This is a genomic window from Streptomyces sp. NPDC048196, assembly GCF_040652715.1.
Taxonomy (GTDB): domain Bacteria; phylum Actinomycetota; class Actinomycetes; order Streptomycetales; family Streptomycetaceae; genus Streptomyces; species Streptomyces siderophoricus.
Genome location: NZ_JBEZMM010000094.1, coordinates 1 through 16,925, shown reverse-complemented (window position 1 = coordinate 16,925; position 16,925 = coordinate 1). Strand labels below are relative to the sequence as shown.

Annotated in this window: 10 protein-coding genes; 7 read left to right on the top strand and 3 right to left on the bottom strand. The window is 73.0% G+C overall.

All coding sequences use genetic code 11. The features are described 5' to 3' along the window. Positions 1-377 precede the first annotated feature (377 nt). Positions 378-1,238: a 3-methyl-2-oxobutanoate hydroxymethyltransferase gene (gene panB, locus AB0E02_RS38600; RefSeq protein WP_362149247.1), complete on the bottom strand. Its 861-nt coding sequence runs from the start codon at positions 1,236-1,238 to the stop codon at positions 378-380. A gap of 218 nt (positions 1,239-1,456) precedes the next feature. Between panB and AB0E02_RS38595 the strand changes: the two genes are divergently transcribed. From AB0E02_RS38595 to AB0E02_RS38580, 4 genes are all read left to right on the top strand, one after another. After that, the gene (locus AB0E02_RS38595) at positions 1,457-3,085 is read left to right on the top strand and encodes an MFS transporter (RefSeq protein ID WP_362149244.1); all 1,629 of its coding nucleotides are present in this window, start codon (positions 1,457-1,459) and stop codon (positions 3,083-3,085) included. Further along, positions 3,082-3,744: a TetR/AcrR family transcriptional regulator gene (locus AB0E02_RS38590; protein WP_362149240.1), complete on the top strand. Its 663-nt coding sequence runs from the start codon at positions 3,082-3,084 to the stop codon at positions 3,742-3,744. The genes AB0E02_RS38595 and AB0E02_RS38590 overlap by 4 nt, the downstream gene beginning before the upstream one ends. 238 nt (positions 3,745-3,982) lie before the next feature. Continuing rightward, positions 3,983-5,002 (top strand): endonuclease/exonuclease/phosphatase family protein, encoded by a 1,020-nt coding sequence (locus tag AB0E02_RS38585; RefSeq protein ID WP_362149237.1) that lies wholly within the window; start codon positions 3,983-3,985, stop codon positions 5,000-5,002. A 176-nt stretch (positions 5,003-5,178) separates the two neighbouring features. After that, positions 5,179-6,405 carry an MFS transporter gene (locus AB0E02_RS38580; protein ID WP_362149234.1) on the top strand — a complete coding sequence of 409 codons (1,227 nt, stop codon included), beginning with the start codon at positions 5,179-5,181 and terminating at the stop codon, positions 6,403-6,405. A 76-nt stretch (positions 6,406-6,481) separates the two neighbouring features. Here AB0E02_RS38580 and AB0E02_RS38575 read toward each other — a convergent pair whose 3' ends face one another. Next, entirely contained in the window at positions 6,482-8,236 is a 1,755-nt protein-coding gene (locus tag AB0E02_RS38575) for an NAD+ synthase (protein WP_362149232.1), read from the bottom strand. Between the two features lie 135 nt (positions 8,237-8,371). Continuing rightward, the gene (locus tag AB0E02_RS38570; protein WP_362149229.1) at positions 8,372-10,423 is read right to left on the bottom strand and encodes a multicopper oxidase domain-containing protein; all 2,052 of its coding nucleotides are present in this window, start codon (positions 10,421-10,423) and stop codon (positions 8,372-8,374) included. A gap of 500 nt (positions 10,424-10,923) precedes the next feature. Here AB0E02_RS38570 and AB0E02_RS38565 point away from each other — a divergent pair, with 500 nt between their 5' ends. The 3 genes from AB0E02_RS38565 (at position 10,924) to AB0E02_RS38555 (ending at position 16,587) form a co-directional block, all read left to right on the top strand. Further along, positions 10,924-11,811: an alpha/beta hydrolase gene (locus AB0E02_RS38565; protein ID WP_362149226.1), complete on the top strand. Its 888-nt coding sequence runs from the start codon at positions 10,924-10,926 to the stop codon at positions 11,809-11,811. Between the two features lie 318 nt (positions 11,812-12,129). Beyond that, a complete protein-coding gene (gene glnA, locus AB0E02_RS38560; protein WP_030416878.1) occupies positions 12,130-13,491 on the top strand; it encodes a type I glutamate--ammonia ligase in 1,362 nt (453 codons plus the stop codon). Between the two features lie 27 nt (positions 13,492-13,518). Then, complete coding sequence (locus tag AB0E02_RS38555; protein ID WP_362149223.1) at positions 13,519-16,587, top strand: bifunctional [glutamine synthetase] adenylyltransferase/[glutamine synthetase]-adenylyl-L-tyrosine phosphorylase; 3,069 nt, start codon at positions 13,519-13,521, stop codon at positions 16,585-16,587. The last annotated feature ends 338 nt before the right edge of the window (positions 16,588-16,925 follow it).

Below are 16,925 nucleotides of genomic sequence, written 5' to 3'. Positions count from 1 at the left end.
GGCCGGTGTTTGGGACGTAAAGCGTCAGCAGTCCCAAACACCGGCCCCGGAGGCCCGTCACCGCACCCGACACCCACCCAGCCCGCCGCAGGCGCAACGGCGAGACCACCCGCGGCGGGAGAGACGGCTACGTGCGGGGCGCCGCAAAGCACGCAACGGCGAGACGACCCGCGGCGGGAAAGCCAAGGTACGTGCGTGGGCGCCCCAAAGCGCACCGGCGACCAAGCCCCGCGGCGGGAGAGACGGCTACGTGCGGGGCGCCGCAAAGCACGCAACGGCGAGACGACCCGCGGCGGGAAAGCCAGGTACGTGCGTGGGCGCCGCAAAGCGCAACGGCGAGCGAGCCCCGCGGCGGGACGGCCGACTACGTGGGGCGATTACTGAAACGTGTGCTCAGGCGCAGGAAACGTGCCCCCCACGACCTCCTCGGCGAAGGCCTTGGCCGCGCCGCCGAGCAGTTCGCGCATGTCGAGGTACTTCTTGACGAACTTCGGTACCCGGCCGGAGGTCATTCCGGCCATGTCGGTCCACACCAGGACCTGCGCGTCGCACTCCAGGCCCGCGCCGATGCCGACGGTCGGGATGTGCAGCGAGCGGGTGACCTCGGCGGCCAGTTCGGCGGGGACCGCCTCCAGGACCACCGCGAACGCCCCCGCGTCCTGTACCGACTTGGCGTCCCGCAGCAGCTGCTGGGCGGCCTCCTCGCCGCGGCCCTGGACCGGGTAGCCGCCGAAGGCGTGCACCGACTGCGGGGTCAGCCCGACGTGTGCCATCACCGGGATGCCGGCGGAGACCAGCAGCTCCACCTGCTCCGCGGAGCGCTCACCGCCCTCCAGCTTGACCGCGCCGACCCCGGCCTCCTTCACCAGCCGGGTGGCGTTGCGCAGGGCCTGGACCGGCCCTTCCTGGTACGAGCCGAACGGCAGGTCCGCGACGACGAGGGACCGCTTGGTGCCGCGGACGACCGCCGCGGACAGGATCGTGATCTCGTCCATCGTGACGGGCACGGTGGACTCGTAACCGAGGTGACAGTTGCCCATCGAGTCGCCGACGAGCAGGACCGGGATCCCGGCCTCGTCGAAGACGGAGGCGGTCATCGCGTCGTAGGCGGTGAGCATCGGCCACTTCTCGCCGCGCTCCTTGGCGGCGGCGATGTCACGCACGGTGATCCGGCGCGAGCTCGTACCCCCGTACAGGGACTTGGGCACCGGCTTCTGGGCAGGCGAAGGCTGCGTCATGGTGACGGCTCCTGTTCGTCATCTCGAGGCACCCTGACGGTGTCCCCGGACTCCCCACCATGCTGGCACGACCGCGCGGCAAAGGAAAAGGGAGGGCGCAGCGGAAGCCGTCACGCCACAACCGCGGGAGAGTGGGACGTACGGCCGCCCCGCCGGGAAATACGGGCGCGGTGCATGATTACGGAACGGACTCGTATCGAAAAGCGTAGGGTGTCGGCATGGCCACCTCCTCGACCCCACCGACCGCACCGGGCGGCCCGCCCGCCCGGCAGGTCCCCGACCGGGTGCACCGGCGCCGCTGGGCGATCCTGTCCGCCCTCATGCTCAGCCTGCTGATCGTGGTGCTGGACAACTCCATCCTGAACGTCGCCATGAAGACGATCGCCACGCCGGCCCCGCACGGCCTCGGCGCCACCCAGAGCGAACTGGAATGGGCGATCAACGCCTACACGCTGGTCTTCGCCGGGCTGCTGTTCACCGCCGGTCTGCTCGGCGACCGGCTCGGCCGCAAGAAGACGCTGCTCTTCGGCCTGGCGGTGTTCGGCACCGGCTCGGTGCTCGCCGCGTTCGCCGGCTCGCCGACCCAGCTGATCGCCTTCCGCGCCCTCATGGGCCTGGGCGGCGCCTTCGTCATGCCGGCCACCCTCGCCGTCCTGATGAACGTCTTCGAGCGCGACGAGCAGCCCAAGGCGATCGGCATCTGGGCCGGCGGGGTGGGCCTGGCCATCGCGATCGGCCCGATCGCCGGCGGGCTGCTGCTGAACCAGTTCTGGTGGGGTTCGGTGTTCCTGGTCAACGTGCCCATCGTGCTGATCGCGCTGACCGCCATGCTGATCCTGGTGCCCGACTCCAGGGACCCCAGCCCCGGCCGGCTGGACCCGGTCGGCGTGCTGCTCTCCGTCGTCGGGCTGGTCCTGCTGGTCTACGGGATCATCAAGGGCGGCCAGCTCGCCGACTTCACCGAACCGCAGGTGATCGGCACGGTCGTGGGCGGCCTGGTGGTGCTCGCCGGGTTCGTCGTGCACCAGAAGCGCAGCGACCATCCGTCGATCGACATCAACTACTTCCGCAAGCCCGCGTTCTCCGCCGCGATCGCCGCCATCGCCCTGGTCTTCTTCTCCCTGATGGGCGTCACGTTCTTCATCGTCTTCTACGTGCAGAGCGTGCGCGGCTACACCCCGCTCCAGGCCGGCCTGCTGCTCCTGCCGCTGGCCGCCGCCCAGATGATCTTCGCGCCGCGGGCCCGGCTGGCCGTGGACCGCTACGGCGCCCGCGCGGTGTGCACCTTCAGCATGTTCGTGGTGGCCGACACCATGCTGGGCCTGCTGCTGCTGGACAGCGACAGCCCGATCTGGGTCATGGAGGCGCTGTTCTTCCTGCAGGGCGCCGGCATGGCGCACATCATGCCGCCGGTCACCGTCTCGATCATGCAGTCGCTGCCCCGCGAGAAGGCCGGTTCCGGCTCCGCGCTCAACAACGTCTTCCGGCAGGTCGGCGGCACCCTCGGCGTCGCCGTCCTGGGCTCGCTGCTGTCCACGAGCTACCGGGACCGCATCCAGGGCGTCCTGGACGCGGTGCCCGGACTGTCGGACGGTGCCCGGCACGCGGCCGGTGAGTCGATCGAGGCCACCCTCGGCCTCGCGGAGCGGATGGGCGCCCCGGGCCGGCCGCTGGTCACCGCCGCGAACGACGCCTTCGTCCACGCCATGCACGTCACCGCCCTCGGTTCGGCCACCGTCTCGGCCGTCGGCGCCCTGGTCGTGCTGGCCTTCCTGCCGGGCAGGAAGGGACCGGCGCCGCAGTCCGCGGAGCCGCAGGACGAACGGAAGGCGGGCGCAGCGCGATGAGCCGGGCGGCACGGGACCCCGAGGCGGCGGTGACCGGCGCGGAGCCGGACCCGGTGGCGGCGGAGCGCCGCGGCCGGCCGCGGAGCGCCGCGGCCGACTCCGCGATCATCGAGGCGGTGCTCCGCCTGATCGAGAACGGGGCGTCCATGGGCGAGCTGTCCATGGAAGGCATCGCCCGCGAGGCCGGCGTCGGCAAGGCCACGGTCTACCGCCGCTGGTCCGGCAAGGACGCCCTGATGCTGGACGTCATGCGGTCCCTGGACGCCCCGCTCCCGCCGCTCGACGGCGACTCGGTCCGTGACGACCTGGTGTCCCTGCTGGAATTCCTCCGCCGCCGCGGCCTGGCCAAACGGGACTCCGCGCTGCTGCGCACCGTCGTCAGCCACGTCCAGGCACACCCGCAGCTGTGGGAGGAGTACCACCGCTCGGTCGTCCGGGCCCGCAACGAGGCGCTGCTCGCGGTGCTCCGCCGGGGGATGGCCACCGGCGAGATCCGCACCGACCGCCCCGTCGACACCCTCGCCGACCTCTTCGTCGGCCCGATGCTGGCCCGGGCCTTCCTCCACCGGTGGAAGGACCTCCCCGAGGGGCTGGCCGAGGACATCGTCGACACGGTCCTCGACGGCGTACGGCCCCGTCCCCGGGCCGCGGCGGGCTGAGTGCCCACCGGCCCGCCCGTCCCGGGCACCCGGCGCCATATGACCGGACCATGCCCGTTCTGTCACAGCCGTGGTCACGGACCCGATGACCGGAACCCCGGCCCACACCACCGCCGTCCTCCCCTCCGAAGAGCGCGCGGCACGGCCCGGCGCGAATCTAAGAAACCGCATTACGGCCATCACCTAGGGTCGGTGATCACGGGTGACAGCACCGGAGCAAGGCAGTGAGGACGGCGGAATGGCGCAGGCATACATGACGGAGCCGGAGCAGGGGCGGGGTCCCGAAGGGGCCGGTTCCCGGGCCGGACGCCTGCGGAACTGGTGGCGTCCCGACGGGATGTGGCGGCGCGGCATCGTGCTGGCGGCGCTGGCGGTGGTGCTCGGGCTGCTGATGATGCTGCACGCCCGGGTGCCCAACGACGTAGGAAACCTGGGCAGCCTGCTGGAGACCTTCCTGCCGTGGCTCGGCCTGGGCATCCCGCTGCTGCTGCTCGCCGCGGTCCTGCGCCGCTCCGCGACCGCCCTGATCGCGCTGGTCCTGCCGGCCTTCGTCTGGGTCAACCTGTTCGCCGGGCAGCTCACGGACAAGGCCGGCACCGGCGGCAACGTCACCGTCGTCACCCACAACGTCAACGCCGACAACCCCGACCCGGCGGCCACCGCCCGGGACATCGTGCACTCCGGCGCGGACGTCGTCGCCCTGGAGGAGCTGACCGGCGACGCCCTGCCCACGTACCGCAAGGGGCTGGCGAAGGCGTACCCGTACCACACCGTGCAGGGCACGGTCGGCCTGTGGAGCAAGCTGCCGCTGAGCGACGCCCGGCCGGTGGACATCAAGATGGGCTGGACCCGCGCGCTGCGCGCCACCGTCACCGCCACCGACGGCCGGCAGTTCGGCGTCTACGTGGCCCACCTGCCGTCGGTCCGGGTCAAGGTCGAGGCCGGCTTCACCGCCAACCAGCGCGACGGCAGCGCCGAGGCGCTGGGCGAGGCGATCGCCGCCGACCCGGTCAAGAAGGTCATGCTGCTCGGCGACCTCAACGGCACCATGAACGACCGCTCGCTGGCCCCGGTCACCTCGCAGATGCGCTCCGCCCAGGGCGCCGCCGGTGACGGCTTCGGCTTCAGCTGGCCGGCCGGCTTCCCGATGGCCCGGATCGACCAGATCATGATGAAGGGCATGGACCCGGTCAAGGCGTGGGTGATGCCCTCGACCGGCAGTGACCACCTCCCGGTCGCCGCCTCGGTCAAGGTGTGACGGGCGGACGCGGCCCCGTAACGTCCCGTTCCCCCGCCGGAATACTGCGCCTGGGAGACTTTGTTCCGTAAGAGAACTTAAGAGACCGTAGAAGTCCCGTGCGTCCTGCCGGCCCGGCAGGACGCACGGCCACGTCTCTGCCCGCACGTACGGAACGCGTCCCCGAAAGGTTTTCCATGCCCTTGGCTCTGCTCGCACTCGCGATCTCGGCCTTCGGTATCGGCACCACGGAATTCGTGATGATGGGCCTGCTGCCCAACGTCGCGGACGACCTGGGCACCTCGGTGCCCACCGCCGGCTACCTCGTCTCCGCCTACGCCCTCGGCGTCGTCATCGGCGCCCCGCTGCTCACCGCCCTCGGGTCCCGCATCCCCCGCAAACGGATGCTCGTCCTGCTCATGGCGGTCTTCACGGTCGGCAACCTGGCGTCCGCCCTGGCCCCGAACTTCGGACTGCTGATCGCCGGCCGGCTGCTGGCCGGCCTCCCGCACGGCGCCTTCTTCGGCGTCGGCGCGGTGGTCGCCGCCCGGCTGGTCCGCGAAGGCCGCCAGGCCCGCGCCGTCGCCACCATGTTCCTCGGCCTGACCATCGCCAACATCGTCGGCGTGCCCGCCGCCACCCTCCTCGGCCAGCGGCTCGGCTGGCGCGCCACCTTCCTCATCGTGGCCGCCATCGGACTGCTCGCCATGGCCTCGCTGGCCCGGCTGATCCCGCCGCTGCCCGCCGAGGAACGCACCGGCCTGGCCCGCGAACTGCGCGCGCTCGGCAACCGCCAGGTGCTCCTCGGCCTGCTGACCACGGTCTTCGGCTTCGCCGGCATCTTCGCCGTCTACAGCTACCTGGCGTCGATGATGACCCGGGTCACCGGCCTCGCCGAGAGCTCGGTCCCGCTCGTGCTCGCCCTCTTCGGCATCGGCATGACCCTCGGCGCGCTCGCCGCCGGCCCGCTCACCGACCGCGCGCTGCGCCCCACCCTCTACGGCTCCCTGGCGGGGCTGGCCCTGGTCCTTGCGGCCCTGCACTTCGCCGCCCCGGTGGCGTGGGCCGCCATGGTCACCGTCGTCCTCGTCGGCGCGATCGGCTTCCTGACCACCACGCCCCTGCAGATGCTGGTCATGAACAAGGCCCACCAGGCCCCCACCCTGGCCGCCGCCTCCAACCAGTCCGCCTTCAACCTCGCCAACGCGGGCGGCGCCTGGGTCGGCGGGCTGGCCCTCTCGGCCGGCTGGGGCTGGACCTCCCCGGCCCTGGTCGGCGCCGTGCTGGCCGCCCTCGGCCTGGTCGTCGCGGTGACCGCCGGCCTGCTGGACCGGGCCCCGCGCGACCCCTCGCGCATCGTCGCCCGCAGCGACGACGCCCCGGCCCCGGCCGAAGCGGGCGCCCGGACCGGCGGCGGGTCGTAACCGGCCGGCGCCCCGCAACCGGTCGGGCCGCCCCCGGGGGAGCCGCCCCCAGGGCCCTCAGCGGCCCTCAGGCCCCTCAGCGGCCCTCGCGCCAGTGGTTGGTGATCGGCAGCCGGCGGTCCTTGCCGAAGCCCTTCGCGGAGATCTTGGGGCCCGGCGGGTACTGCCGGCGCTTGTACTCGGCGTGGTCGACCATCCGCAGGACCCGGGTGACCAGCGCGGCGTCATAGCCCCGGGCGACGATGTCGGCGTGGCCGCGGTCCCGGTCGACGTAGAGCTCCAGGATCCCGTCCAGCACCTCGTAGTCCGGCAGCGAGTCGGTGTCGACCTGGCCGGGGCGGAGCTCCGCGCTCGGCGGCTTGGTGAGGGTGTGCTCCGGGATCGGCGGGGTCCGGCCGCGGTCCGCGGCGGCCTGGTTGCGCCAGCGGGCCAGCTCGTAGACCACGGACTTGTAGACGTCCTTGATGGGGCCGTAGCCGCCCACCGAGTCCCCGTAGAGCGTCGAATAGCCGCAGGCCAGCTCGGACTTGTTGCCGGGGGCGAGGACCAGATGGCCCTCCTGGTTGGAGATCCCCATCAGGGTCGTACCGCGCAGCCGGGACTGGAGGTTCTCCTCCGCGAGACCGGTCAGGGAGAGCGAGTCCATGTAGGCGTCGAACATCGGCCCGATGGGGACCGTACGGAACGCCAGGCCGGTCCGGCGGGCGAGTTCGGCCGCGTCGGTGAGCGAGTGCTCGGAGGAGTAGCGCGACGGCATCGCCACCGCGTGCACCTGCGCGGCGCCCAGCGCATCACAGGCGATCGTGGCGACGAGGGCCGAGTCGATGCCCCCGGAGAGACCGACCACGACGCTTCGGAAGCCGTTCTTCGCCACGTACGCGCGCAGGCCGACGACCAGCGCGGTGTAGATCTCCTCCAGGTCGACGAGGCGTTCGGCCTGGCCGCCGGGGCTCTCCGGTGGGTACGCCGGCAGCGGGTCGGCGGAGAGCACGAGGTGGTCCACGCGCAGCCCGTCGTCCAGGACACCGGCCGGCGGCTCCGGCGCCGCTGCGGGCAGGTCCAGGTCGACCAGCACACAGCCCTCCGCGAACTGCGGCGCCCGCGCGATCACCCCGCCGTCCTTGTCCACCACGATCGAGTCGCCGTCGAAGACCAGCTCGTCCTGGGCGCCGATCATGGCGAGGTAGGCCGTGGCGCAGCCGGCCTCCTGCGCCCGCTTGCCGACCAGCTCCAGCCGGGTGTCGTCCTTGTCCCGCTCGTACGGGGAGGCGTTGATGGACAGCAGCAGCCCGGCCCCCGCACTGCGGGTCGCCGGCACCCGGCCGCCGTCCTGCCACAGGTCCTCGCAGATGGCCAGCGCGATGTCGATGCCGTGCAGCCGGACGACGGGCAGCGTGTCGCCGGGCACGAAGTAGCGGAACTCGTCGAAGACGCCGTAGTTGGGCAGGTGGTGCTTGGCGAAGGAGAGCGCGACCGTGCCGCGGTGCAGCACCGCTGCGGCGTTCTGCGGTGCGCCGGCCGGGCGTCCGTAGCGCGGCCGGTCCTGCTCGCAGCGGTCGAGATAGCCGACGACGACGGGGAGTTCGCCCAGGCCCTCGTCGGCCAGCCGGCCGGCCAGCGCCCGCAGCGCGGCCCGGCTCGCCTCGACGAACGACGGGCGCAGCGCGAGGTCCTCGACGGGATAGCCGGTGAGCGCCATCTCGGGGAACGCGACGAGATGGGCGCCCTGGTCGGCGGAGTGCCGGGTCCAGCGCACGATCGTCTCGGCGTTCTGCGCGAGGTCCCCGACGCAGGAATCGATCTGATTGAGGGCGAGGCGGAGTTGAGGCACCCCGCCAGTGTAATCGTCTTTCTGACGCAATGGGGGGAGAGGGCAACGCGGGGGGAGAGGCGGAAGGCCGGGCCCGGGCCGGCGTCCGGGCCCGGGCCGGCGTCCGGGGGAGGGCGCCGGCCGCCCGTCCGACCTCTACGAGCGGTAGCCCAGGATCGTCATCATCCCCGACTCCGAGTGGTAGATGTTGTGGCAGTGGACCATCCACAGCCCCGGGTTGTCGGCGGAGAAATCGACCGCCACCCGCCGCCCCGGCAGCACGATCGTGGTGTCCTTCCGGGGCCCGCCGTGCGGCAGTTCGAAGTGGTGGCCGTGCAGATGCATCGGATGCCACATCCGGGTGTGGTTGCGGAAGACCATCCGCACCCGCTCACCGGACCGCACGGGATAGCGCTGGTACGGGGAGTACGGCCGGCCGTTGATCGCCCAGTTGTACCGGGCCATGTTGCCGGTGAGGGTCATGTCGATGACGCGGTCGGGGCGGCGCGACGAGAGCCGTACGGAGGCGGCCGCCTTGAGCTGGTCCGCGGTCATCAGCCTGCCGCGCAGCTCCGCGGGCCGGTCGGACGGGCCGGGCGCGGACCCGTGCCCGGTCCGCAGCACGGCCAGCGCGGAACGGTTCCGCTTGCCTTCGGCGACCGCGGTCAGCGGGAAGGCGCCGTCCTTGGCGGTGACCAGGACGTCGTAGCGCTCGCCCACACCGATCAGCAGCGCGTCCGTCTTGGCGTGCCGTACGGGGTAGCCGTCGGTGTGGGTGACGGTCATCCGGTGGCCGCCGAGCGCGACCCGGTAGGACGTGTCCCCGCCCGCGTTGATGATCCGGATCCGGATCCGGTCGCCGGGCCGGGCGCGGAAGGTGTGCGGATGCCGGGCGGTACGGCCGTTGATGAGGTGGAGCGGGTGGTCCACCGAGCCCGGGTCGCCCCAGAGCCGCCGGCGCCCGCCGAACAGCCGCCGCGCCGAGCCGTGCCCGTGGTTGTGCCCGCCGCCGTGCCCGTGGCCGCCCTTGCCGTGCCCGTGCCCGTGCCCGTCCCCGTCGTGCCCGTGCCCGTCGTGCCCGTGTTGGGTGGCGGTCCCGCCGCCGCCCTTCCCGTCGTCACCCATGTCCATGTTCATATGCGCGCCCATACCGCCCATGTGGCCCATGCCGCCGTGCCGGCCCGCGCGCTTGAGGAATCCGGCCAGTACGGCGTCCGGGGTGCGGCCGTCGATCCCGTCGATCCAGTCGTCGATCAGGACGACCCACTCGTGGTCGTACGAGAGCGGCTCCCTGGGGTCCTCGACGATCAGCGGCGCGTACAGTCCGCGGTCCAACTGCACGCCGACGTGCGGATGCAGCCAGTGCGTACCGGGCTCGTTGACCATGAAGCGGTAGACGGAGGAACCGCCGGGCCGGATGGCCCGCTGGGTGAGGTCCGGGACGCCGTCCATGTCGTTGCGCACGTGCAGCCCGTGCCAGTGGACGGTGGTGGACTGCGGCAGGTGGTTGTGGAGGGTCAGCGCGATCCGCTCGCCCGCGGTGACCCGGATCTCCTTGCCCGGCAGTTCGTCGCCGTACGCCCAGGTCCTGACGGTCCGGCCGCCGCCCAGTTCGAGCCGGGTCGCGGCGGCGGTCAGGGTGAAGTGCCGGACGGGGCCGGTGCCGCGCTTGCGTTCGCGCTCGGCCACCTCGGGGCCGTCGGGGGTCACATAGCCCCGCGGGGGCCTCCCACCGGGGCCACCGCCGCCGTGGGAGCCGTGCGTGCCATGGGAATCGTGGGAGCCGTGCGCGCCGTGGGAGCCGTGGGAGCCATGCGCGTCATGGTCCTTGTGGGTGCCGTGAGGTGCCGGGCTGCCGGCCGAGCCGTGCAAGCCGTGGGAGCCGTGCGCGCTGGGGGACGGGTGGGGGCGGCGGGAGGGGTGGGAGCCGTACAGACCGGCCTTGACGTCCGGGCCGGAGCCGGTGTCCGGCGTGCCGCAGGCGGCCAGCAGCCCGCTGCCGGCGACCGCGGCCCCCGCACCGAGCAGGGCGCGCCGCGAGGGCGTCCGCGGGCCGGCGGGCCGAGCGTCACCCGGCGCCTCGGACCGGCCTTCGGGCCGAACGTCCGACGGGCCTTCCGACGGGCCTTCCGCGGGGCCGCCCGTCGGGCGTTCCGACGGGGCACCGGACGGGTCATCGTGCAGGGCAGGGCGCTGCGAATCGCGCATGGAAGAGAGCACCTCGAAACGGTGTCGGTGTGAGCAGGGTCGGCTGCGGGGCGGCTGACGAAGGTTCCGCCGCGGACTCCCGGGGACCTCGGCGGCGGGGCGCGCTACCGGGCGCGCGGCACCGACGAGGGGCCGGGGAATATGGGGCGCGGCGGCGCAGATATCGGCCACCAGCCGGGCAGCAGACCCGCGCGCACCGTCCGCGTGCACCGCGGCAGCCGGCCGCACCACGCGGCGGCGGCCGTGCCCTGTGCACGCATCGCGGACCTCCCGACGAGGACGGCGGACACCGGAGGGGGCCGCCGGTTCGCACCCTACCCCCGAGGGGTATCACCCTCCACCGGAGCGCCGCCGAACGGGGCGTCGCCCGCCTATCCTTGGCCTTCCCGCCCCACCGGCGGGCCCCGGGCACGTCCGGCGCGGCCGGGAACCCCCGTACGGCCGGCCGGATCCGCCCGAGCACCCGGATGTCCGTGACCGGGACAGGAGATCCCCCACCGATGAGCAGCCACCGCCTCCCCACCCCCGGCCGGTTCGTGCGCGTCGACGGGGTGCCGCTGCACGTCGTGACGGAGGGCTCCGGTCCGCTCTGCGTGCTCAGCGGCGGCCTCGGCATGGCGTGGTTCGACTGGGACGCGGTCGCCGCGCTGCTCGCCCCCCACCGCACCGTCGTCCGCTTCGACCGCCCCGGCCTCGGGCTCAGCGCCCGGGCGCCCGCGCCGCCCACCCTGGCCGCCGAGGCGGACCGGATCGCCCGGCTCCTCGACGCGCTCGGCCACCGCGGCCCGGCCACCGTCGTCGGCCACTCCCTCGCCGGGTTCCACGCCGAGGCGTTCGCCCGGCTGCACCCGGAGCGCTGCGCCGGGGTCGTCCTCGTCGACGGCAGCATCGAGGAGGACCCACGGCCCCTGCTGCCGCGGGCGGTGCGGACGGCCTGGGCGGGCGGGGTGGCCGGGGCGCTGTCCGCGGCCGGTCTGCCGCGCGCCCTGGGCCCGGCCGCCCGCCGCCTGGTGGGCCGCGCCTCGACGGTCGGCAGCCATCCGCCGCACCCCTGGGAGCGGGCCGGCTACCGCACCAGCCGGGTCGCCCGGGCCTGCGTCCTGGAGAACGCCACCTACCCCTACCAGGCCGCCGAACTCGCCGCGCTGCGCCGGGACCGCCCGCTGCCACCCGTCCCGGTGACGGTCCTGGCGGCCTACGACGTCAGCGAGACCGCCGGCCGGCTGCGCTGGCTGGAGCGCCAGCGGGCCCTGGCCGCGGAACTCGGCGGGCGGTTCGCGGTCGCCGCCCCCGCGGGCCACCTGGTGATGGCCGACGTCCCGGAATCCGTGGTCCACGCCGTCCTGGACCTCACCGGCACCGGCCGCGACGCCGCCCCGCTCGGGTAACCCCGTACGGCACCCGCCGTCCCCGCCCGGTCACCACCCGGAACCGACCGGAACGCCCCGCTCAACAGCTGGTCAACGGCCCCTCAGGGCGGCTTCAAGAGTGGGCCAAGCGGCCCGATTGCCGCCGCCGGCTGCGCTGAGCTTGCTCGCTGCGGGAAAGGATGCGGGAAGGAAGCGGAGCGGGGGTTACGGGTCGACGGTTCTGGTTCAGGCCAAGGGTGCGTAATGTGACGGTAACCCCCTCACGTGATACTGGTTGCCACGCGCGTCGTTCGACGTACGTGGACAGGCCGATTGACCTGCAAGGATTGGTGACCCATGGACAAGCAGCAGGAGTTTGTGCTCCGGACGCTGGAAGAGCGCGACATCCGCTTCGTCCGGCTGTGGTTCACCGATGTGCTCGGCTTCCTGAAGTCGGTGGCCGTCGCGCCCGCCGAACTGGAGCAGGCCTTCGACGAGGGCATCGGTTTCGACGGGTCGGCCATCGAAGGCTTCGCCCGGGTGTACGAATCCGACATGATCGCCAAGCCCGACCCCGGCACCTTCCAGATCCTCCCCTGGCGCGCCGAGGCCCCCGGCACCGCCCGGATGTTCTGCGACATCCTGATGCCGGACGGCTCTCCCTCGTACGCCGACCCCCGGTACGTCCTCAAGCGGATCCTGGCGAAGACCTCCGACCTCGGCTTCACCTTCTACACCCACCCCGAGATCGAGTTCTTCCTGCTCAAGGACAAGCCCGTCGACGGCTCCCGGCCGATCCCCGGCGACTCCTCCGGCTACTTCGACCACACCCCGCAGAACGTCGGCATGGACTTCCGCCGCCAGGCGATCACCATGCTGGAGTCGATGGGCATCTCGGTGGAATTCAGCCACCACGAGGGCGCCCCCGGCCAGCAGGAGATCGACCTGCGGTACGCCGACGCGCTCTCCACCGCCGACAACATCATGACCTTCCGGCTGGTCATGAAGCAGGTCGCGCTGGAGCAGGGCGTCCAGGCGACCTTCATGCCCAAGCCGTTCTCCGAGTACCCCGGCTCCGGCATGCACACCCACCTCTCCCTCTTCGAGGGCGACCGCAACGCCTTCCACGAATCCGGCTCGGAGTACCAACTCTCCAAGGTGGGCCGGTCCTTCATCGCCGGCCTGCTCAAGCACGCCGGCGAGATCTCCGCCGTCACCAACCAGTGGGTGAACTCCTACAAGCGCATCTGGGGCGGCGCCAACCGCACCGCGGGCGCCGGCGGCGAGGCCCCCTCGTACATCTGCTGGGGCCACAACAACCGCTCCGCGCTGATCCGCGTCCCGATGTACAAGCCCGGCAAGATGGGCTCCACCCGGGTCGAGGTCCGCTCGATCGACTCCGGCGCCAACCCCTACCTCACCTACGCCGTCCTGCTCGCCGCCGGCCTCAAGGGCATCGAGGAGGGCTACGAACTGCCGGCCGGCGCCGACGACGACGTCTGGGCACTGACCGACTCCGAGCGCCGGGCGATGGGCATCGAGCCGCTGCCGCAGAACCTCGGCGAGGCCATCGAACTCATGGAGCGCAGCGAACTCGTCGCCGAAACCCTCGGCGAGCACGTCTTCGACTTCTTCCTCCGCAACAAGAAGCAGGAGTGGGAGGAGTACAGGTCGGAGGTCACCGCCTTCGAGCTGCGCAAGATGCTGCCCGTGCTCTGAGCCACCGCGCCCCCGAGAGGCTGGACCATGGCACTACCCGCTCCGCAGGGACGGCGGAGCAGCACGTTCGGCCGGCTGCTGAGACACGGGTTCACCGACCCCTCGGCGGCCGGGGAACTGCTCGACGCCCCCGAACTCGCAGCCGTCCGCGACGACTCGGTCCTCCTGGAGGCCTTCGGCGGCACCGCCGACCCCGACCTGGCCCTGCGGGGTCTGGTCCGGCTGGTGGAGGCGCTGCCCGAGGACGAGCAGCAGGCGCTGCTGAGCACCCTCGTCGCCGCGAAACCGCTGCGCGACCGGCTGCTCGGCGTACTGGGCGCCTCCGAGGCGCTCGCCGACCACCTCGCCCGCCACCCCGGCGACTGGCGGTCACTGGTCACCTACGAGTCGGCCGACCTGCACCCCACCACCCCCGAGTTCGAGCAGGCCCTCGCCGAGGGCATCTGGGGCGAACAGGGCGAGGGCCGGCCCCGCGCCGACGCGCTGCGCGCCGCCTACCGCCGGGCCCTCCTCGGCATCGCGGCCCGCGACGTGTGCGGCACCACGGACGTCGCCGAGGCCGCGGCGGAACTCGCCGACCTGGCCACCGCCACCGTCCGCGCCGCCCTGCAGATCTCCTACGAAGAGGCGCCCGGCGACGCCGCGGTGTGCCGGCTGGCCGTCATCGGCATGGGCAAATGCGGCGGCCGGGAGCTGAACTACGTCTCCGACGTCGACGTCATCTTCGTCGCCGAGGCCAAGGACGGCGTCGACGAGGCCAAGGCACTGCAGGCCGCGACCCGGATCGCCGCCCGCATGATGCAGCTGTGCTCGGACAACACCGTCGAAGGCACCATCTGGCCGGTCGACGCCAACCTGCGCCCCGAAGGCCGCAACGGCCCCCTGGTCCGCACCCTCAGCAGCCACCTCGCCTACTACCAGCGCTGGGCCAAGACCTGGGAGTTCCAGGCCCTGCTCAAGGCCCGCCCGATGGCCGGCGACCTCGGCCTCGGCCAGGAGTACGTCGACGCGCTCGCCCCGATGGTGTGGGAGGTCGCCGAACGGGACAACTTCGTCTCCGACGTCCGCCAGATGCGCCGCCGGGTCGTCGAGAACATCCCCGCGGCGCAGATCGAACGCGAACTCAAGCTCGGCCCCGGCGGCCTGCGCGACGTCGAATTCGCCGTCCAGCTCCTCCAGTTGGTGCACGGCCGCAGCGACGCCACCCTGCGCAGCGCCACCACCCTGGACGCCCTGGCCGCCCTCGCGGCCGGCGGCTACGTGGGACGTCAGGACGCCGCCGCCCTGGACGCCGCCTACCGCTTCCTGCGCACCCTCGAACACCGCATCCAGCTGTTCCGCCTCCGCCGCACCCACCTGATGCCCGAGGACGAGGCCGAACTGCGCCGCCTGGCACGCTCGTTGGGACTGCGGACCGAGCCGGTCGACACCCTCCGCAGGGAATGGAGATGGCACGCCAGGGAGGTGCGCCGACTGCACGAGAAGCTCTTCTACCGCCCCCTGCTCGACGCCGTCGCCCACCTGGAGCCCGGCGAGGCCCGGCTGTCGGCCAAGGCCGCCGGTCACCGCCTCGAAGCGCTCGGCTACGCCGACCCGGTGGCCGCACTGCGCCACCTGGAGGCGCTGGCCTCCGGCGTGACCCGTAAGGCCGCCATCCAGCGGACCCTGCTCCCGGTGCTGCTCGCCTGGTTCGCGGACTCCGCCGACCCCGACGCCGGACTGCTCAACTTCCGCAAGGTCTCCGACGCGCTCGGCAAGACCCCCTGGTACCTCCGGCTGCTGCGCGACGAGGGCGCGGCCGCCGAGAACCTCGCCCGGGTGCTCTCCGCCGGCCGCCTCGCCCCCGACCTGCTCCTCCGCGCCCCCGAGGCGGTGGCCCTCCTCGGCGCCCCCGACGGCCTCCAGCCCCGCAGCCGCGCCGCCCTGGAACAGGAGGTGCTGGCCGCGGTCGGCCGCGCGGACGGTGCGGAGGCGGCGGTCGCGGCGGCCCGCGGGGTCCGCCGCCGGGAGATGTTCCGCACCGCCGCGTCCGACGTGATCGGCGCGTACGGCACGGAATTCAGCCCCGCCGACACCGACCACGGCCACTCCGTCGACGCGGTCGGCTCCGCCCTCTCCGACCTCAACGCCGCCACCCTCGCCGGTGCGCTGCGCGCCGCGGTCCGCGCCCAGTGGGGCGACACCCTGCCCACCCGCTTCGCGGTGATCGGCATGGGCCGCTTCGGCGGCCACGAGCTGAGCTACGGCTCGGACGCCGACGTCCTCTTCGTCCACGAACCCCGCGAGGGAGCCGACGAACAGGAAGCCGCCAAGGCCGCCCACGCGGTCGCCAACGAAATGCGCCGGCTGCTCCAACTCCCCTCCTCCGACCCGCCGTTGCTCATCGACGCCGACCTCCGCCCGGAGGGCCGGACCGGTCCGCTGGTGCGCACCCTCGCCTCCTACGCGGCCTACTACCGGCGCTGGTCCCTGGTCTGGGAGGCACAGGCCCTGCTGCGCGCCGAACCGGTCGCCGGCGACCTCGACCTCGGGCAGCGCTTCATCGAGCTGATCGACCCGCTGCGCTACCCGGCCGAGGGCCTGGGCGACGAGGCGGTACGCGAGATCCGCAAGCTCAAGGCCCGGATGGAGTCCGAACGGCTGCCCCGCGGCGCGGACCCCACCACCCACGCCAAGCTGGGCCGCGGCGGCCTGAGCGACGTCGAGTGGACGGTCCAGCTGCTCCAGATGCAGCACGGCTGGGAGGTCCCCGGCCTGCGCACCACCCGCACCCGCGAGGCCCTGTCCGCCGCCCACGCGGCCGGGCTGATCGCCACGGAGGACGCCCAGATACTGGACGAGGCGTGGGTCCTGGCGGCCCGGGTCCGCAACGCGGTGATGCTCGTCCGCGGCCGTCCCGGCGACACGTTCCCGGTCGACGGCCGGGAACTGGCCGCGGTCGGCCGCTACCTCGGCTACGAGGACGGCCTCAGCCGCCGCCCCACCGATAACGGCCGCGGCAACGAGGCCTCCGGCCGCAGCGGCGAAATGATCGACGACTACCGCCGCATCACCCGCCGCGCGCGCAGCGTCGTGGAGCGGCTCTTCTATTCCTGACCCGTCCGCTGCGCTTTGGGGTGCCTCCCACGTACTTGGCCGTCCCGCCGCGGGGGTTGCGCGCCGTTGCGCTTTGCGGCGCCGCGCACGTGGCTGTCTGCGGCGCCGCGGGGCGTCTCGCCATTGCGCTTTGCGGCGCCCCGCGTAGCTGGCTTTCCCGCCGCGGGGCTTGGTCGCCGTGGCGCGCTTTGCGGCGCCGCGTACGTACCCGTCTCTCCCCCCGCGGGGCTTGGTCGCCGTGGCGCCTGCGGCGGGCTGGGTTTGTGTTGGGTGCGGTGACGGGCCTCCGGGGCCGGTTGTGTGGACTGCTGTCGCTTTACGTCCACACAACCGGCCCC